Below are 17,036 nucleotides of genomic sequence, written 5' to 3'. Positions count from 1 at the left end.
CCGCAGCGACCGATCCCCTGCTGTGGAACTGAACCAGCGCCGACAAATCTCGCGTAGCGACGTGATTGGACACCTCGCCCGGGCGCGCGGCCGGCTGCCCCACTCATCCCATGGAGACCCGAACCATGACTAGACGCAAAAGCCGCCGCAGCAGTCGCCTCACCCCCGCCGATCTCGGGCGCGACGCCCAGTCGCCGCTGCAGATCCCACGGCGCGGCTGGTGGAACATCCTGCAGCGGGTCACGCAGCGCTTCATGGGCGAGAACCTGAGCCTGGTCGCCGCGGGCGTCGGCTTCTACGCCCTGCTCGGCCTGTTTCCGGCCATCGCCGCGCTGGTGACGACCTACGGTCTGTTGTTCGACCCGGCCCAGATCCAGCAGCAGTTCAACGAGCTGCGCGGCATCATGCCGGCGCAGGTGCATGAGCTGATCTCGAACCAGCTCGAAAGCGCCGGCGCCGGCGCGGACCCCGCGCTGGGCCTAGGCCTTGCCGGCGCCGTGATCCTGGCCCTATGGGGCGCGACCCGCGGCACCCGGGCGCTCATCATCGCGCTCAACATCGCCTACGACGAGCGCGAGAAGCGCGGCTTCTTCACGCTCAATCTGGTCGCCTTCGGTCTCACGCTGTTCCTGGTGCTGGTGCTAATGGCGGGCATCGTCGCCACCGTCGCCGTGCCCATCGTGCTGAACGTGCTCAACCTGGGCGGCCCGTCGGCGACGCTCGCCAACTGGCTGCGCTGGCCGGTGCTCGCGCTGGTGGCCCTGCTCGCGCTCGCCATCTTTTACCGCTATGGCCCGTCGCGGCGCGAGGCGCGCTGGCGCTGGCTGCCGCTCGGCTCCGTCGTGGCGGGCGTACTGTGGCTCGTCGCCTCCGCGCTGTTCTCGTTCTACGTGGCCAACTTCGGCGCCTACAACGCGACCTACGGTTCCCTCGGTGCCGTGATCGTGCTGCTGCTCTGGCTCTACCTGTCGGCGGCGTCCGTGATCATCGGCGCCGGCATCAACGCCGAGACGGAGCGCCAGACGGCGCGCGACAGCACCATCGGCACCGCACGGCCGCGTGGGCAGCGCGGTGCGGAGGTGGCCGACCGCCTGCCCGGCGAGGCGCCTGCCCCCGGCCGCGGCCGGGAGGCTCAGGGCTCCCTCGCCGACTGATGCGCGACGGCAGTGCAGCCCTGCGCCGGTCGTCGTTGTCGGACTGTCGATCGAGTCCACAACGACAACGACAACGACAACGACACCTTGATCCATCCGGCACTACCGCGCCAACCGGCCGGCACCGCCCAGCCAACCCGCACGACAGGAGAAGCAATCCGTGGCCCGCGACCACCACAGCGCCGCTCCGCAGGAGGCCGCCACCCGCGAGCCCAATCAGCGACAGCTCCGCGACGCCTGGCGGCGTCCGCAGCAGTGGGCGCTGGACCTGGCCGGCTCGCGCATCGGCCTGTGGCTTATCGGCGTTGCGTCCTTCCTGGAGACCATCATTGTGCCGATCCCCAAACAGGCCCAGCACCTCCCGGTGCCGAGCCTGACAATGCGCGTAACCCTCACGGGTCCCGCGCCATCACCGGCTTACATGCCAGCGCCGCTGCCCTGCTGGTTGCGCTGCTGATAATCCTGGCCGGGCATCGTGCCCTGCCGACCCGTCGTGCCCTGCTGGCCTGGGGTCATGCCCTGCTGGCCGCGCTCGAACGCGGCGAACTCGGAGCGCTCGATCTCCACCTTGTCGGAGTCCGACAGCTTCTCGTAGTCGTCCTCCTTGTCCTTCCACGCGGGCTGACGCTCCAGTGCGTCCTTCGATGCCATGTCCTGTGGCAGCACGATCTTGTCCTCCTGCATGCTGAGACGGTCCAACGGCACCAGCACGTCCTTGTCGCCCATGCCCAGGAAGCCGCCGACCGAGATCACGGCATGCGCCTTCGCCTCGTCGTCGTCGGACTTGCGGACGATCTCGTCGATATCGCCGATCTGCTCACCCTGGCGGTTGACGACATCCGTGCCGGTGAGGTCGGAGACTTTCACCTCCTTCTTCTCGCCCTGCTGCCCGGCCCGCAGGCCGGTCTGCTGCTGGCTGCCCTGCTGCGTGCCCTGCTGCATGCCCTGCTGCTCGGCGAAGGCTGCGGGGCCGGCGACACCCAGGGCGAGAGCGACGACGCTGGCGGCGGCGATGGGATGCTTCATAGAAGATCTCCTCGATGTGGTTGCTTGATCACACGCCGGGGCGAATTGCGCCTCGGTCGCCTGTTGATTGCAGCCTATGTGCCAACGCGCTCCGCCCCGCCCCGCGCGGGCGCCGGACCTGCGACGCGCCTTCGACGCGCGTGATGGAGGGCCCGCGCAAGGTGCTTTTCGCGCGTCGCTTGTGGTAATTCCCCAGCGGGGTTGGACCTAGCCTGGTTGAGGCGCCAAGCGCGGAGGGCCGAGGGCCAAGGGCCAAGGAAGACCTCCTCGGCCCTCGGCCCTTGCTTCATAGCGCCAGGTGGCAGGTGGGCCGACAGCGCGGCCCCCTCGCTCAATCACCGGCCGTGGCAGGGACCGGTGCCGCCGCGACGCCGCCGGGCTTGTCTCCGGCCAGCAGTTGCGCCGCGGTGCCCGGCGCAAGGTCGAACTCCTCCTCCACCATCGCGTTCCAGGCCTCGCGCTTGAAGGTCTGCTCGCTCGGCACCTTGCGGTGCACCAGGTTCATGTGGCAGTCAATACAGCTCTTGCCCTCGGTCTCTTCCTGGTGGATGGCGGCGGTGTGGGCACGGGTGCCCTGGATGGCCTCCAGGGTGTGGCAGCGCAGGCAGGTGGCGGAATCGCGCTTGCGGAACCAGTCCCGCGCGGCGAAGGCGGCTTCCGGCAGGTGCAGCAGGTTCACCACCGGGTCGTCGTAGTCGGCACCGAACATCTGCTTGATCAGGTCCTTGGTGCCGATGGCGTGGTCGTAGGTGGCCATGATGACCCCCTCGGACACGTGGCAGTCGCCGCAGCTCGCGCGCACGCCGGAGGCGGAGTTGTAGTGCGCGGACTGGCGATACTCCACCTCCGCGTAGGTCATGGAGTGGCAAGTGGTGCAGAACTCGTTGGAGCTGGTGTAGTGGTCGAACTCCAGCAGGAAGAACATGAACGCGATGCCACCGAGGCCGCCCACCACCAGCGCGAACAGCACATGACGCGTGATGAAGGCCGGCGGGTCGAGCTTGATCATTGCCCGCCCTCCTTCGCCGCGGCGACGCTCGCGTCGGCAGCGGGCGGTGCAGCGGCCTCACCAGCGGCCGGTGCCTCGGTGGGCGGCGCTGCATCCATCTCCGGGGGCGCGTCCGCCGCCGGCTCCGCGACGGGCGCTGGCGGCGGCGCCGGCGGCATCCAGCCGAGAATCGAGCTGGCCTCACCCGTGCGGGCCAGCCAGGCATGCCCGGCGGCGCCCTCGATGTGCACGTCCACCAGCTCCGCCGCGCGCTCGCCAGCCGCGGCCCGGGCCTCCGGCAGGAAGCGGCTGTAGAAGTTGCGGCCCACCAAGTACATGCCCTCCCACCAGGCGTGGTTCGGGCTCATCATCGAGGCGCCGTGACGGGCACGGGCGCCCTCGTCGTGCCACAGCTCCCAGTAGGTGAACTCGATGGGCTCATCGAAGGGCAGCGGCGTCAGCAGACCCGCGTCGTAGAGGCTGGCCATGATGGCCGCCGCGGGCTCGCCGAACTTCTCGTTGTAGAGCTTCACGACGTTGTCGAACTGGGTCATAAAGCCATCGGTCATGCTTTTGGCGTGGCATTCCAGGCAGACCGTGGACATCACCTGCCGGCGCCGCTCCGGTGCGGCGACGACCTTCACCTTGCCGACGGTGCCATCGGCCTTGGTGAGCTCGGCACCGCGCTTCGGGGGTTTCGCATCGGCGGGCAGCTCCAGCTTCGAGCCGTCCTCCAGCACCACCAGGTACTGCTGTTTCGACACCGGCGTGTTGAGATTCCAGGCGTTGCGCAAGCCGACGTCGTGGGTCGCCGGCACCTTGCCGGCGGCGCCCATGTGGCAGGTGACGCAGGTGGGGGCGGCGGTGTAGTCCTTGCCGGCGACCCAGGTGTCGGCGTCGAGGTTCATCGCCTCGCGCTGAGCAGCGTAGAGCATGCCGTGCTTGGAGGCCTCGAAGACCTCCTTGTCCGGCGAATCCGGCCCCGAATGGCAGCGCACGCAGGCCTCGGGCTCGCGCGCCTGCGCCTTTGAGAACGCATGGCGGCCGTGGCAGGAGGAGCAACTGCCCTTGGAGCCGTCCGGGTTGATGCGGCCGATGCCGGAGTTGGGCCAGGTGGCCGGGTCCAGCGTGCCGTCGCCGCGCACCTTGACCTGGGAGCCGTGGCACTGATCGCAGCCCGCTGCCTGCATCTCGGCGCCCGTCATATTGTGTGCGAGCGCCGGCACCCGGTCCTTGATGATGGCGTAGGCCTCCGCGTGCACGGAGCCCGCCTGCTCCTGATACTCCTTCTCATGACAGCGTCCGCAGTCCTTCGGCGAGACGATGGTCGCGATGACCTGGCCCTCGTGCTCGATGGCATCGGCGTCGGCCGCGTCCGCCTGGTGGCAGTCCATGCAGTTGACCCCGGCGATCTTGTGTGCGCTTTGGTGCCATTGCTCGGCGATGCCGGGGGACGCCTTCTCGTGACAGCTCGCGCACTTCTCGCCGGCCGCGTGGCCCCACTCGCTCGGGTCCAGCTTGACCTTGTCTGCCGCGGCGGGCAGCGCCAGCGTGAGTGCTGCGCCGACGAGCAGCGCGCGCATCGGCGCGCGGCGCCGCGCACGCGCGGGCGAGGGGTATCTCGATGAAGTCATGGGGTCTTTGCCTACTGCCTGCGGTTGGTGGAATGATCGCCGAGGGCCGTGCAAAGCACTGCACCCATCCGTCCGAATAAGCGATCGATACCGCTTGTCGTGAGTCTCTCGCCGACCACAAAGGTGCAGTCATGGCCTGCCGAGGCAACATCCGAGCGCTTCACTGCTGGAATAGATCAGCAAGCGCGAATATCAGCTATTGCTTATTTAATGATTATGGTCCGGGCGCCTGTCCCTGCACCGTCCCGCGCCCGGATCGGTGGAATTACAGCAAGAAGGATGGCCGGCGGCAATGTAAGGATATTGACCGCGCGCATGTGAAGCAGCCGGCTGTGAATCAACAATGGCGTCGCTGCATCCTGCACAACCGAATAACCAAAGGAGGAGTAGGTGAAATTGCCCCGTTTACCACGTCACGGCCTCGCCTCGGCTGCCATCGCGACCTTCGGCCTGGTCGGCCTAGTCGGTCTGACCGCGCTCGGCGCCACAGCGCAGGCGGAAGAGTCCATCCACCACGTGTCCTCGGAGGTCTGCGCCAGTTGCCACGAAGAGATCTTCAAGCAGTGGCAGGGCTCGATGCACGCCAACAGCACGGCGCTGAAGGACCCGATCCACGGCACCTTCTACGAGATGGAGGTCGGCCCGCCCACGGAGGAAGGGCAGATCCACAAGAAGTCCGGCAAATATCCGATCTGTCTGCAGTGCCACGCGCCCAACGCGGCCAAGGACAAGACCACCAAGCTCGACGCCATGGCCGCCTACAGCGAGGGCGTCAACTGCGTCGCCTGTCACACGCTCAAGACGTACAAGGGCATCAAGGGCGAGGACGGCAAGCTCCGGCTCGGCCTGATGTCCTACGAGGTCGCAGACACGCTGCAGGCGCCGCAGGGCATCAACAACGCGCTGGCGCAGCTTGCCTCCGCCAGCGATGACCTGTTCGGCGGCGCCGGTGTCGGCGGCGCGGACTCACAGAAGCCGAACCCGCACTTGGGCGAGCCGGTGGAGATCGACGGCAAGGAGATCCCGGCCCTGCCGATGGAGGGCAACCCGCTCCTGATGAAGAGCTCCGATGCCTGCATGGGCTGCCATGACCAGCGCGACAACCCCCACGGCGTGCCGCTGTGCCAGACCGGCAACGAATACGTCGACAGCCAGTCCAAAGTGAACTGCCTGTCCTGCCACATGCCGGTGGCGGGCGGTCTCGCGGACCACAGCATGGGCGGCGGCCACGACCAGTCGATGCTCAAGCGCTCCGTGCTGTTCCACGTCGACACGGTCAAGGACGGGGACGTGCTAAAGGCCAAAGTCCTGATCCGGAACCAGCAGCCGCACTCGTTGCCCACCGGCGCGCCCTTCCGCAATATCTACCTCAAGCTCACCGCCTACGACGAGTCGGGCGAGCCGGTCTGGCAGAACGCCGAGGGCCACCCGTCGAAGGATGACCCGCAGGCGTACATGTCCTATGCGCTGGCAGACGACGAGGGCATGCCGGCCCCGCCGCCGACGGCAACGCAGGCGGGCAACGACACGCGCCTCAAGCCCCATGAGGAGCGGGTGCTGGAGTACGAGATCCCGGCCGAGGGCGTGGTCCTGGTGCGCGGCGAGCTGTTCTACAACCTGCTGTGGCCGGGCCTGGTGGAGAAGTTCAGCCATCTGCCGGACGATGTGAAGGAGCCGGTGCTGATGGCCGAGTCCGAGCAGATGATGACCGACTAGCGAGCCCATGGACGTCGCCGCCGCTGCGCGGCGACCCTGTTTCTCGCGGCATCCGCGGCCTACCGGCCCGGGTGCCGCTTTTTTTTGGCCGGTTGACTGGAGTGTTGACCTCCAGGTCAATACAGCAACAGACCGGGATGCACTGATGTCCCGAGTTGGAGGGTGCGGCCTCCGCATAATGTCCATCCAATGGTGCTATGTCGCGCAGACGACACAAGAAAAATAGATCTCGCGCAGAGACGCAAAGACGCAAAGACGCAGAGAAAGAGAAGACGAGCGAAGAGCGAAGCGACGCGAGTACAAGCAGTGCAATGGGCATAGTGCTGGTGAATCGATCGTTCGCTTTCTTCCCTTTGCGTCTCTGCGTCTTTCCGCGAGCTTCTTCATCTTCACTTGCTCGCGTGCTTGCACCCTGAAAGCCCATGCGGCGGTCGTCGCGGCTAAAGCCGCTCCCACGGGCGTCGCGGCTAAAGCCGCTCCCACGGGCTTCGCGGCTGGAGCCGCTCCCACGGGGGTTGCGGCTGGAGCTCCGGCTACCAGCAGTCCTCCGCCGAGGCGTCACCGCTGGCGCCGCGCCGGCCCGCCTGGTCCAGCGACAAAGTCCCGCAGCGAGCGTCGGCTGCTGCCTGCTGACCGAGGGGGACCGCCTCCAGCGTGTAAGTCGTCTGCTCGGGATCGGCGACGAATCCGAACTCATAGCGCTCGGCAAGATCCGCATCCAGCACGGCCCAGCTCGGGCTGGCGTCGATGGCGCAGCTATTGCCTGGCGGCTCGGTGCCGGCATAGCTCATGGCGCCCGTGAAGCGCCGCTCCATGCCCTGGGCCATTTCCTCCAGACAGGCGATCGCCTGGGTCCGCCAACTGCGCGCCACCTGCACCTGGTAAGACGGATAGGCGATGCTGGCGAGGATGCCCACGATCGCGACGACCACCAACAGCTCGATCAGCGTCACGCCGCCCTGGCGCCGGGGCGTGCGGATGCTCATCGCAGTTGCCGCCAGGACTGCCGGCCGGAGCCGAGATCCGCGCGGTTGTCCACATCCAGCAGCAGACCGCTCGACAAGCTCGAGTACTTGACGTCCTTGTAGCCGACGGTGATGAACGCGGGCGCCTTCGCAATGGCCGGAATAAAGATGCCGGAGACGGCGACGGCCATATCGGTGGTGGTGCCGGAGCTCGTCGGCGGCGTCACCTTGATGTTGATAAAGTCGTCGAGGCCAAAGTACTCGTCGTCATTGAGATCGAAGGCGGAGTACGCGAGCCGCTGGCCGGTGGTGAAATCAAGCTCCATCAGCCAGCTATTGCCGCCGGAGGAGCATTCATCGTCGTTCGGAATCAGCGTCGTGAACACGATGCGATCCGTTCGCATGATGGGCGCGTCGATGACCCGTTCCCCGTCTACGGCGCCTACATAGCTGAAATCCAGGAACCAGCCGTCCTGCTGCGACCAGTCCACCGGCTCGTTGGTCGTGATGCGCACGTCGTTGCGGATGTCCGGGTTGCCGGAGGCGCCCTGATACATGATCGACTGCTCCCGTAGCGCCGTTGCCCGCGGACCCACGGGCGCGCCATGGTCCCAGATGCCGTAGAAGCTCTGCACCTGGGTGCTCGCGTCCACGACGTTATCCTCCGCCGAGAAGAACTTACCGGTGCCGAACAGCACCAGTACACCGCCGTTCGGGTGCCGCGCCACCGCCGGGCGGTGCGTGATGGGCTGCCCGGTCAGGGACTTGTCCGTGGCCGTGAACAGCGGCTTATTCTCATAGGCAACGCTCCAATCGTCTGGGCTCGCGCCGGTGAGGTCGAACTTCCACAGATTGCCTTGCAGATCCCCTGCATAGACGTAGTCGGTAATACGGTCGAAGTCGATGTCCACCGGTGTCGGGCTCGCCAAGCCATTAGGATGCGCGCCATCGCCGACCCCGGTGTCCAGGCGCTTGAGGATCGCGCCGCTGGCGAGGTCGATGACGAAGAGCTGCGCCCTTGCCGAGGCGCTGTTGTAGCCGTTGCCCACCAGCGCGACCCAACGGTCGTCGGCGGCGATTCTGGCGATGGTGGCCTGGCCAATGGTCACGCCGAGCTCGTCGTCGGTGACCTCCCACAGCACCTGCTCCGGCCCGAAGGTTTCCGGGTCGGTCACGTCGAGCGCGAAAACGGCCCGCCCGCCGGCGCCGGTGGTGCCCACCAGCACCGTACGCCAGACGCTTTGATCGTTCACCTCGATGAACGCATCCACGGCCCAGGGCGAGCCGTCCACGTAGTAGCGATGCTCGTAGTCGAGGGCGGTGAGCTCGGCGATGTGATGGAAGGCCTCGTGCGGCATGTAGGCAAACAGCTCAAGGCCGGTATTGCCGTCGAACGCGTGCAGCAGGCCGTCGTTGGCGCCGACATAGAGCACCGGACGGCGGCCGGCGCCATCGTTCGCCGCCACGAGCGTCGCACGGAAGGCGTCGTAGCTGGCCTCGGGGCCGGCTAACGCCAGGGACTCGAACGCATAGTCCTTCATGTCCACGAGGAACGGGTTCGAATGCACGATGTCGCCGAGCAGCCGGTGGCGGTCGCGCAGCACGCCGGTGATCTCCTCGGCATCGTCGCCGCGCAGCCACTCGAGCCGCTTGCGGGCAAGGTCCGTATTCAGGGTCGCCACGGCATCCAGGTCGGCGCAGGTGCCATTTGCCGCATTGGCGCCGAGCGCGGTCAGCACGGCGGGCAGGTCCATGCCGAGGAGCCCGCCGCATTGGGTCAGCGACAGCTCGTCCCAATTCGCCGTCAGCAGCTCCACGCCGGCTTCGCCGTTATAGGTGTAGATGCGCCGCGCATCGGCGCTCGCGAACTGGCCAGGCGCGTTCGTATTCCATTTCATGCCGCCAAGGGAGCCGTCGCCGTTGACCTCCATGGCGCGGATCTCGCCACTCCAGTCGTCCGGGTCGAAGCGCGCCTGATACACCAGCGTGTCGTCGCGCAACAGCGTCGAGTTGGTGGCCGCCGCCGAGGCGGACGAGATAAGCCCCAGAATCTCGTAGAACGCGCTGTCGAGCTGCTTCTCCAGGTGGGTGGCGTTGGTGACCAGGAAGTAGTTGTTGGATGCCTCCCCCTCCGCCAGCCGATCGCTGTCGGCGGTGCCGTATTTCGCCGCGTACCAGAGCGGGCTGTTCAGCAGCGTTGCGCCGGTGGCGGCGCCGCTCGGCGTGAAGACGCGCGTAGTTTGCAGGGGCAAGTGCGGGTCGCACTCGCTGGGCGGCGAGTTCGACGAGCAGGCGCCGGGTAGCAGATTTGGTGGCGTGTCCAGAAAATAGGCAACATCGTAAATGGAGTATTTACTCGGCGTGTCTTTATCGATCACTTCCAGATACACGCCATCGGCCGTGGTGCCGGAGATCACGTAGCCTAGGTGATGGACGATGTCGCCCCAGGCGTACTCCGACAGCAGGCTCACGGTGAGCGTGTCATCGGCGTTGGCGCGCAGCTCGTAGACAATGATGGCGTCCATGTCGTGATCTGCGCCCTGCTCCACATCCTCGAAGTTGATGCGGAACTTCACGTACGGACGCCCGTCGTTGATGCTCGGGTCCGCATCCAAGCCGTTCGAGGCGATGTTGGCGAAGGTGTCGACAAAGAAGTCGACAATGGTATTGGTGGGCTGGAAGGCGCCGCGGTCGAGGACGATGTTCCGATCTTTGCCGCCGACCGACTTCGCAAAAGGCACGACCGTAACGGTGGTGCCGCCCACCGGGATCTCGATCTTCGGCAGCGGCGAAGCCAGCGCCACCACCACGGTATTGAGATTCTGCGTGCCCCGCAGGTCCGGGCGCAGATCGGTCTCGAACGCGAACTTGGACACCGCGGCGGAGTAATAGCCGCCCTCCTTCGTGGGCTCCTCCGGGGCCAGGCCGCGCACGTCGCCGAGCCCCGAGACCGTCTTCTCGGTTGGCGCACCGTCGTAGTCGCTGCCCACTTGGCCGATGAAGTGCTGGCGCGACACGCTGCCGTGCTCGGCCACCCAGATGGCGTCTGCCTCGGCGGCGCAGTTGAGACCCGTCACATCGCCGGCGAAGTCGCTGAATGCGGAGCCCGGGACCGAGTCCGTGTCGTACGAGGGGTAGAGGTCGCTGATGACCAAGAGCGCACCCGCGGAGCACCAGGCCGTGGTCGAGTCGGCCTCATCGAGCGGGTCTTTCCAGTCGGGCAGCGGCAGCTGCATCGTGCTGCTGCCGATGTAATCGCGCAGTGTGATGGACTCCATTTCGTTGCTTCGGCTGGGCATGAACTCCGGCGTCGGCGACTGCTTGCCGGCGAAATAGCGCACGCCCTCGTAGAGCATCTCGCCGATGGGGTTGCCCCAGTCGGGAAACTTCTTGTCGGCGCTGGCGGACATGGGCGCCGTGGTGAGCCAGCCGCCCGCGTACTCGAAGTTGCGGCCCTGGTCGAAGTCCACCACGCGCATGCGGTCGATGCTGCGGATGATGCCGACGGCGTCGGTCCAGGCGCCGCTGTGCAGGTCGACCTCGTCCGTGATGCTGCCCATGTTCTTGCGCACCACGCCGCCCTGCATGTTGTAGGGGTGCGTGTAGGAGCCGGAGAGGAGCCCGAACAGCATCTGGTCGTCCTCGCCATGCTTCTGCAGTAGCCCCGTGGGCTTGTAGCCGCCGGCGGGGTAGACGCGGCAGTTGGACTCCAGACCGACGGCCGGGTCGCAGACCTTGGCGCGGACGAAGTAGTCCGTCATCGTCGACGCCGGGCGGTTCTTCCACCAGCGCAGGTAGTACACATCTCCACCTTCCCACTCTTGATGGCGGAACCGCACCTGATGCGTGCCCGGGAGTAGAAAGACCTCTCCGGTGTAGGAATTGCAGCGGCAAGTGTCGCTGCTGCACGGGCCGTGGCCGCCGTACCAAGCGGCCACGACGTTGCCGCCGATGCTGAATTCGACGGCATCGTCGCCATCCACTGCGAAGGTGTAGTAACCGGCGTTGGCAACCGTCAGCGTGCCCGTGAAGAGGTTAATGTATTTATCGTTCTTGCAGTTGTTGATGCCGGCGAAGGGATTGCCGCCCCCGTCCACCTCGGTCACCTGCTTGGAGCCGCAGAAGTTCGACGAAATGGCGTTCCACGCCTCCAGCACGTCGAAATCGGTCTTGTTGCGCGGATAGTTGCCACCGGACTTGGAGCCAGTTTGGGTGATGCGGTAGGTCTCCTGCGTGAGCTGCATGCCCGGGACGATCTCGCAGGTGCTGCTGCCGGCGTCCTCGCAGTTGCGCCTGTCGCCGCTGTCCTTGCACTCGCTGCCGGCCACCGGACGCTCGATGGCAACCCACTCCCAGATCCGATAGCTGGAGTGGCTCAGCACCCGGAGCCTGGGCTCCATGTTGCCGGTCTTGAGCAGCGTGGTGTTGGCGAACAGGTGCCGGGTGCCCTCCACGGGCAGATTCAGCGGCGCATAGTCGCGGATGTCGTAGCCGTCCTCGACGAAGCCGTGATACTCCTTGCCCCAGCTATGGGCATCCTGCGGGATGTAGCTGCGCTCCAGCACGACCAGGTCGTTGGTGTCCACCACACGGGTGCCGCCGTAGAGCACCTTGCGCAGCGCATCGATGCGCGAGGTGGTGAGGTAATTCAGAAAATCGCCGCTCCACTGGCCCGAGCATTTCTTGTTCGAGGTCCGGGCGACGGGCTCGAAGCGGCCCAAGCCGTCTCGGTACGTGTAGCACTTGCGCGAGTCGAAATAGCCAAAATAGTCGATCTCGTCCGGCTTGTACGTGGTATCCAGCACGCCGTCGCCGTTGAGGTCCGAGGCGTCGTTGTAGGCCTCGTAGTAGAGCCGATGGTCGCGGCCCAGCACCAGCATGTTGAGCGGCGCCGCCGAGCCGCCGAGATAGAGCGGCTCGCTAGCGATGTTGACGGCAGCATCGGCGCCACCTGCCAGCAGGAACACCAGGGCGCACGCCCCGCTTGCATTGAGGGTCTTGGAGAACGCCGGTCCGTTCATGCTCGCCTGCCTGCTGTCTGCACTAGTCTGCACCACCGAGCCCGCGCCGCGTGACTTGCGGCTGCGTGCTCATGGCCGAAAGGTTGATTGCAGCACCACCACCGAGTCCTGCGTGCCGCCCACGGCGCGCACGGTGATGCGGTACAGCGGCGCGCTCGCCATGGCTTCGTCGGCGGCGAGGCTGCCGTAGTTGCCGGCGCGCAGCCGCTCCATGCGGTATTCGGGAACCGCATCAATGCCCCAGGCGGCGGTGTCTACCGCATGCTCGACGGCCGGCGGGCAGCCCGTCGCGGTGCCGGCGGTGGGGTCGGCTGCCCAGCAGTCCTCCCAAAAGCCGAGGTCGCCGGGGTCGGCCACCGCCAAAGAACCGGCGCTGGTGCCGGCGACGAGGATCGCCTCCGCCGCCCGGAGCGCCGACTCCGCGCTCTGAAACGCAAGGTTGCGATCGCGCAGGTTGCTGGCCATGCGCTCCTGCATGCCGGTGCCGCGCAGCCCGCCGACGCTGAGCAGCGTGATGACCATGAGCAGCACCAGCCCGATGACCAGCACGGCACCGCGCTGCCGGCGGACGCAGCAACGTCCCTTGCCCAGGATGTCGGTGCGCGCGCTCATCACCCCACCCGATTGCGCGCGGCAACGGTGGTGGAAAAGAACCGATACACGCGCCGGTCCGGCGGCACGAAGCGCAGCTCGCCGGCCTCCCCGTCCGGGTCCGCCTCGACCTCGGCGCCGGTGAAGTCCCAGATGGTCTCGTCGAAGGGCACCGCGTAGACCTCGTCATTGCGCGCCTCCGCGGTGCCCTCGCCGCTGTAGGCGAGGACGCTGAGCCGAACCGACACGATTTGGGTCCAATCGTCGGCGCCGAGCGCCGCCGCGCGGCGATACTCATCGGCGCCGCCGTTGCCGCTGCGGTCCAGGCCGTACTGCACGCGCAGGTCGTAGACGCCCTCCAGCAGCTCCTCGTCCGGCGGCGCCCCGGCCACGCGCTCGCCCATGCGAATGCGCCGCAGGCTGCTGGTGTTGGTGGCGTTCCCGGCCGCGTCCTCGCGGAAGCCGATGTAATACACGTTGCTCTGCGCCAGCATCAGCTCGCTGGCGGCGGCTGGATAGAGCCGGCTCAAAAAGTGCAGCGCCGGGTCGAGGTTGCCCGGGCCGCCGCCGGCAAAGGTGGCATTGCGCTCCAGGCGGTCCGTCGGCGGCAGGTCGTCCGTGGTCACCTGGAACAGGTCGCCGCCGCCGGTGCAGTCGCTGAGCAGCACCAGACTGCCCACCGGCACGTGCATGGCAGTGGTGAGCTGCGCGAAGGTCTCGTTGGCCTCCACGTTCGCGGCCAGCCGGGCCCCGAACGGCGTCGCCGCGTTCTTCACCACCAGCACATCGCCCCGTGCGTAGCGGGTGGCAAAGCTGGCGGGCAGCGTGCCGGGCGGGATGCTCGCCACGTCCGCCTCGTTCCAGCCGAAGAACGGCAGGTTGAAGTCGTAGACGGCATCGCTGTAGCCGCTGCCGCTGCGATCGAGCAAGCTGTTGATCGCGCCGAAGGCGCAGCCGCGGTAGCCCGCCATGCGCAGGTCGCGCTCCAGCATCAACAGCGCGAGCCGACCGGACTCCTGCACCCGCGACAGGGCGTCGAAGGTGCCGCTGGTGCGCGAGGTCGCCTGCACCATCGCGAGCGTCGCCGAGATCAGCAACAGCCCCAAGACCATGGCAATGAGCAGCTCCACCAGCGTCACGCCGCGCTGGCGGCGGGCGGGCGGCTGGGTTTCGGGGTGCCGGGTCATGTCATAGCTCCGTGACCACGGTGAAGGTCTCATAGAGGTTGCTGCGGGCGCCCTCGCGCTCCTCGCGCAGCCGGTCGCGCCAGCGCAGCGTCACGGTCACGCGTGTGCCGCTGCGTTGGATGCCCGCCTGCCCGTCGTAGGGGCGCATAGCGTTCTCCGTGCTGATGAGCCAAGCCCGCAGGTCCGCCGCCGCAACGGAGCTAGCGGCGTGCGCTGCGCTCGGGATCGGGTCCGCCAGCGAGCGATCGTAGGCCCCGGCCAGCGCCTGGCCGCGGTTGGCCCGCATCGCGTCCAGTACCCGATAGCTCAGCGCCACCGACTGCGAGCGCAGATAGGCGCTGTGGTTGAGCTTCAGTGCCGTCAGTTGCAGGTCGGTCATCGCCGTGATGCCCAAGGTCAGCAGCACCAGGGCCACCAGCACCTCCACGAGCGTCGCGCCGCGCTGGCGCATCACGCCCAGTTCGGCTGCTGGCTGGACGGCTCCCTGTCGTGCGCGCTGCGGTCCGTGGGGCACCGGCTGGACAGGGTTCATCATCCGCCCTCGCTACAGCGACTCCAGCGATACGCGCCCGGATGGCATCAGCTCCAGGCGGCGCTGCCGGAGCGCCGCGTTGGCGGCGTCGCCGATGTTGAAGGCCACGCTCGTGGCCGACACGCAGGCCGGGAACCCGGCGGCGCCGAGCGCATCGAAGCTCACCCATGGCGCCCCACTCTGCTCCGCGGGCCCGATGCCGCCGGCCACGGCGTTCTGCACACGCACGACATCGCCCGTCGCCGCCGGCAGCACGAGCCAGCCGACGCTCCAGTCCGCGTGGCAGTCGTTGGGGTTCACGATGTCGCAGTCGACGCCGTCGCTGCTGGCACAGACCCGCATGGTCGCCCCGCGGCGGATGGCCTCCGAGCGCGCCAGCGTGAGCGCAAGCGTGAGATCATTCGCGGTGATGGCGACGCGGTTGTTGTGGATCACCGACGTCATGCTCGGCACGCCGATGGTCGTCATGATGACGAGCACGCTCAGCGTGATCATTAGCTCGACGAGGGTGACGCCGCCGCACCGGTGGTGCGGCGGGCGTCCCTCGGCTCGGCCGGGCAGCGGACGGGTGCGGTAAGCGGGCATTGTGGTGTTGGATCGCCGTGTATTGAAATCACTGTCTCGACTCTAGTCCCGGGCCGCCGGGGGGGCAGTGATTGCAATCACAGAACCATGGGGAGCGGAGATGATCGGTCACAAATCGGCGATTGAGGGGCACCAAACCCTGCTCGCCGCGTGTATCCAAACCGATTTCGGCGGCGGTAGCGAGCCGATCCGCGCCGATCTCGAGGCACGGCTCCAGGCCGCCGCCGCCGCCGGCTGCCGCCTCGCGCTGCTGCCGGAGCTGCACGGCGGGCCCTACTTCTGTCAGCGCGAGCAGACCGGCGCCTTCGATCTTGCCGAGCCCGTGCCGGGGCCCGGCACGGCTTGGCTGAGCAGGCTCGCGCGCGAGACGGGGCTCGTCATCGTCGGCTCGCTGTTCGAGCGGCGCGCCGCCGGCGTGTATCACAACACCGCCGTCGTGCTCGACAGCGACGGGCGCCTCGCCGGCGTCTATCGCAAGATGCACATCCCGGATGATCCGGGCTACTACGAGAAGTTCTACTTCACGCCGGGCGACCTCGGCTTCACACCCGTGGACACCGCCGTCGGCCGCCTCGGCGTGCTCGTGTGCTGGGACCAGTGGTTTCCGGAGGCCGCCAGGCTCATGGCGCTGGCGGGCGCGGAGCTGCTGCTCTATCCCACCGCCATCGGCTGGGACCCGAATGATCCGGACGACGAGCGCCGCCGCCAGCTCGACGCCTGGCGCACCGTGCAGCGCGGCCACGCGGTCGCCAACGGCCTGCCCGTACTCGCCTGCAACCGCGTCGGCTTCGAGCCGGCGCCGGACGCCACCGGCCCCGCGGACGGCATCGCCTTTTGGGGCAGCAGCTTCGTCTGCGGGCCGCAGGGCGAGATCCTGGCCAGCGCATCAGAGACAGCGCCCGAGACGCTCATCGTGGACATCGACCTCGCCCGTGCCGAGACCGTGCGCCGCATCTGGCCCTTCTTCCGCGACCGGCGCATCGACGCCTACGGCGATCTGCTGCGGCGCTGGCGGGATTGAGCCGGCGCGGGCGCTGGGCGGTTGTCCATGCCGCGCCGCCGGGCGGACGACTGCGCATGTGCTCTCTGATCGGCGCCGACGCCGCGGACTGGGACCGCCGGCTTTCAGCCGGCTTCGCGTGCCGGGGGCTCGATGCCCCCGGCGCGCGATGTGCGGCGCGGGCCCCGGGCGGTTGTCCATGCCGCGCCGCCGGGCGGACGACTGCGCATGTGCCCTCTGATCGGCTCAGACGCCGCCGACGCGGCATCGAGCCGCGTCGGCGGCGAGCCGGCTGGAAAGCCGGCGATCCCGGTCAGCGTCGGCGCCGAGCCGGCTGGAAAGCCGGCGGTCCCGGCCAGCGCCAGCGCCGAGCCGGCTCGGACTGGGACCGCCGGCTTTCAGCCGGCTTCGCGTGCCGGGGGCTCGATGCCCCCGGCGCGCGATCTGCGGCGCGGGCCCCGGGCGGTTGTCCATGCCGCGCCGCCGGGCGGACGACTGCGCATGTGCTCTCTGATCGGCCCAGACGCCGCCGACGCGGCATCGAGCCGCGTCGGCGCCGAGCCGGCTGGAAAGCCGGCGATCCCGGTCAGCGCCAGCGCCGAGCCGGCTGGAAAGCCGGCGGTCCCAGTGAGCCGCG

At 67.8% G+C, this 17,036-nt stretch carries 13 protein-coding genes; 4 read left to right on the top strand and 9 right to left on the bottom strand.

The window, feature by feature from the left end; all coding sequences use genetic code 11:
- Positions 1–125: 125 nt before the first annotated feature.
- Positions 126–1,154 carry a YihY/virulence factor BrkB family protein gene (locus tag ML01_RS21950; protein WP_058557534.1) on the top strand — a complete coding sequence of 343 codons (1,029 nt, stop codon included), beginning with the start codon at positions 126–128 and terminating at the stop codon, positions 1,152–1,154.
- Between the two features lie 160 nt (positions 1,155–1,314).
- On the top strand, positions 1,315–1,611 hold the full coding sequence (locus tag ML01_RS21945; protein WP_058557533.1) for a hypothetical protein: 297 nt from the start codon (positions 1,315–1,317) through the stop codon (positions 1,609–1,611).
- On the opposite strand, the gene ML01_RS21940 is transcribed toward ML01_RS21945, so the two are convergent.
- From ML01_RS21940 to ML01_RS21930, 3 genes are all read right to left on the bottom strand, one after another.
- Complete coding sequence (locus ML01_RS21940) at positions 1,572–2,180, bottom strand: PRC-barrel domain-containing protein (protein WP_058557532.1); 609 nt, start codon at positions 2,178–2,180, stop codon at positions 1,572–1,574. The two genes, ML01_RS21945 and ML01_RS21940, sit on opposite strands and share 40 nt — an antisense overlap.
- Before the next feature lie 331 nt (positions 2,181–2,511).
- Entirely contained in the window at positions 2,512–3,189 is a 678-nt protein-coding gene (locus ML01_RS21935) for a NapC/NirT family cytochrome c (RefSeq protein WP_058557531.1), read from the bottom strand.
- Positions 3,186–4,802: a multiheme c-type cytochrome gene (locus tag ML01_RS21930; protein WP_254045355.1), complete on the bottom strand. Its 1,617-nt coding sequence runs from the start codon at positions 4,800–4,802 to the stop codon at positions 3,186–3,188. The genes ML01_RS21935 and ML01_RS21930 overlap by 4 nt, the downstream gene beginning before the upstream one ends.
- Positions 4,803–5,198: 396 nt before the next feature.
- Here ML01_RS21930 and ML01_RS21925 point away from each other — a divergent pair, with 396 nt between their 5' ends.
- On the top strand, positions 5,199–6,518 hold the full coding sequence (locus tag ML01_RS21925; protein WP_082674540.1) for a cytochrome c family protein: 1,320 nt from the start codon (positions 5,199–5,201) through the stop codon (positions 6,516–6,518).
- 533 nt (positions 6,519–7,051) lie between these two features.
- Here the strand turns inward: ML01_RS21925 and ML01_RS21920 are convergent.
- The 6 genes from ML01_RS21920 to ML01_RS21895 form a co-directional block, all read right to left on the bottom strand.
- Complete coding sequence (locus tag ML01_RS21920; RefSeq protein WP_058557529.1) at positions 7,052–7,504, bottom strand: type IV pilin protein; 453 nt, start codon at positions 7,502–7,504, stop codon at positions 7,052–7,054.
- Positions 7,501–12,504, bottom strand: a complete 5,004-nt coding sequence (locus tag ML01_RS21915) for a pilus assembly protein (protein ID WP_058557528.1) — start codon at positions 12,502–12,504, stop codon at positions 7,501–7,503. The genes ML01_RS21920 and ML01_RS21915 overlap by 4 nt, the downstream gene beginning before the upstream one ends.
- Before the next feature lie 69 nt (positions 12,505–12,573).
- Positions 12,574–13,116, bottom strand: a complete 543-nt coding sequence (locus ML01_RS21910; RefSeq protein ID WP_058557527.1) for a PilX N-terminal domain-containing pilus assembly protein — start codon at positions 13,114–13,116, stop codon at positions 12,574–12,576.
- Positions 13,116–14,282, bottom strand: coding sequence for a PilW family protein (locus tag ML01_RS21905; protein ID WP_058557526.1), 1,167 nt, complete (start codon positions 14,280–14,282; stop codon positions 13,116–13,118). Before ML01_RS21905 ends, ML01_RS21910 begins: the two co-directional genes overlap by 1 nt.
- A 1-nt stretch (position 14,283) precedes the next feature.
- Complete coding sequence (gene pilV / locus ML01_RS21900) at positions 14,284–14,733, bottom strand: type IV pilus modification protein PilV (RefSeq protein ID WP_058557525.1); 450 nt, start codon at positions 14,731–14,733, stop codon at positions 14,284–14,286.
- 93 nt (positions 14,734–14,826) lie between these two features.
- On the bottom strand, positions 14,827–15,399 hold the full coding sequence (locus ML01_RS21895) for a GspH/FimT family pseudopilin (protein WP_082674537.1): 573 nt from the start codon (positions 15,397–15,399) through the stop codon (positions 14,827–14,829).
- 100 nt (positions 15,400–15,499) lie between these two features.
- On the opposite strand from ML01_RS21895, the gene ML01_RS21890 reads away from it, so the two are divergent.
- The gene (locus ML01_RS21890; protein WP_082674536.1) at positions 15,500–16,420 is read left to right on the top strand and encodes a carbon-nitrogen hydrolase; all 921 of its coding nucleotides are present in this window, start codon (positions 15,500–15,502) and stop codon (positions 16,418–16,420) included.
- Positions 16,421–17,036 lie beyond the last annotated feature (616 nt).

This window comes from Thiohalocapsa sp. ML1, from assembly GCF_001469165.1.
GTDB lineage: Bacteria > Pseudomonadota > Gammaproteobacteria > Chromatiales > Chromatiaceae > Thiohalocapsa.
This window is presented reverse-complemented; position numbering and strand designations above follow the sequence as displayed.